The following is a 2,059-nucleotide window of genomic DNA, read 5'->3' on the forward strand; positions in this document are numbered from 1 at the left end:
GCCCGCAGCGAACACGACGTCGCGGAAATAGTTTGCATTCTGATAGACATTGGTGGGGAAGGCGCCCTTGGACAGGTCGAAGACGCCGGCACCCACTGGGGCGTTCAGGCCACCATTGCTGATGGCTGAGGCGAAGCCCTGCGTGGTGGAGACGTAGTTGCTGTTGATGTTGACGGAGACGATGTAGGTCGTGCCGGCCTGGATGGTCAGGGGCGTGGCGAGCGCCTGCTGCTGCCAGCCCGATGCGCCTTCGTTGGTAAACGTGACCGTCGCCAGCTCCTGGCCGGTAGCCGACCAGATGTGGCCGATATGCGTGCCCGTCTCGCTCGGAGCCTTGTAGTACCGGATTGCCTGGATCGAGCCGGAGGTGTCGCTGGTGAAGCGCATCCCCAACTCATAACCTACTCCGTCGCTGGCATTGGTGATGACAGGCGTCTGGGTGGTGAACAGCGTAGTGGTGGCACTCGCAGCGGCAACCGTCGCCGTGGCCGCGCTGGTCACATCCTCGCTGGCGCCGAACAGGTCGGTGTAGGTGGCATTCACGCGGATCCGCTTGCCGACCAGGCTGCTATCGAGGGTGAGGCTCGAGGTCGTGGCGGCCAGGTTCGTCCAAGTGGTGCCGTCGGGGCTGCTCTGCCAGTGATAGGTGATGCTGGCAGGCGCGCCGTCGGGGTCCGTGACGCTGGCCGTCAGGGTCTGGTTCTGGGTCGCGGTGCCGTTGATCGTGACAGCGCCGGGGTCGTTGACGTTGGCCACTGTCGTGGCGGTCGCGGTGCTCACCGGGGCCTCGGTGCTGCCCGAGAGGTCCGTGTAGCTGGCGGTGACCCGTATGAAGCTGCCGACCTGAGCCTGCCCGAGGACCAGCGTGCTCGCGGTCGCGCCACTGATGTTGCTCCACGAATTGCCGTTCGCACTCTGCTGCCACTGATAAGAGACGGTGCCCGGCACTCCGTCCGCATCGCTCACGGTCGCGGTCAAGGTCTGGTTCTGCGTCGGCGTCCCGCTGACGCTTACCTCACCGGGGCGGTTATTGGGCTGTGACGAGCCCGCAGCGAACACGACGTCGCGGAAATAGTTTGCATTCTGATAGACATTGGTGGGGAAGGCGCCCTTGGACAGGTCGAAGACGCCGGCACCCACTGGGGCGTTCAGGCCACCATTGCTGATGGCTGAGGCGAAGCCCTGCGTGGTGGAGACGTAGTTGCTGTTGATGTTGACGGAGACGATGTAGGTCGTGCCGGCCTGGATGGTCAGGGGCGTGGCGAGCGCCTGCTGCTGCCAGCCCGATGCGCCTTCGTTGGTAAACGTGACCGTCGCCAGCTCCTGGCCGGTGGCCGACCAGATGTGGCCGATATGCGTGCCCGTCTCGCTCGGAGCCTTGTAGTACCGGATTGCCTGGATCGAGCCGGAGGTGTCGCTGGTGAAGCGCATCCCCAACTCATAACCTACTCCGTCGCTGGCATTGGTGATGACAGGCGTCTGGGTGGTGAACAGCGTAGTGGTGGCACTCGCAGCGGCAACCGTCGCCGTGGCCGCGCTGGTCACATCCTCGCTGGCGCCGAACAGGTCGGTGTAGGTGGCATTCACGCGGATCCGCTTGCCGACCAGGCTGCTATCGAGGGTGAGGCTCGAGGTCGTGGCGGCCAGGTTCGTCCAAGTGGTGCCGTCGGGGCTGCTCTGCCAGTGATAGGTGATGCTGGCGGGCGCGCCGTCGGGGTCCGTGACGCTGGCCGTCAGGGTCTGGTTCTGGGTCGCGGTGCCGTTGATCGTGACAGCGCCGGGGTCGTTGACGTTGGCCACTGTCGTGGCGGTCGCGGTGCTCACCGGGGCCTCGGTGCTGCCCGAGAGGTCCGTGTAGCTGGCGGTGACCCGTATGAAGCTGCCGACCTGAGCCTGCCCGAGGACCAGCGTGCTCGCGGTCGCGCCACTGATGTTGCTCCACGAATTGCCGTTCGCACTCTGCTGCCACTGATAAGAGACGGTGCCCGGCACTCCGTCCGCATCGCTCACGGTCGCGGTCAAGGTCTGGTTCTGCGTCGGCGTCCCGCTGACGCTTACC

1 protein-coding gene is annotated in these 2,059 nt (G+C 65.4%); it reads right to left on the reverse strand.

Features of this window, described 5'->3' with window-relative positions; translation table 11 throughout:
- Positions 1-2,059, reverse strand: a 2,059-nt coding sequence (locus ACTEK7_RS36605; protein WP_474810815.1) for a DUF4082 domain-containing protein, incomplete at both ends; no start/stop codon positions are given.

It is taken from the genome of Bradyrhizobium sp. JHI2711 (assembly GCF_056156565.1).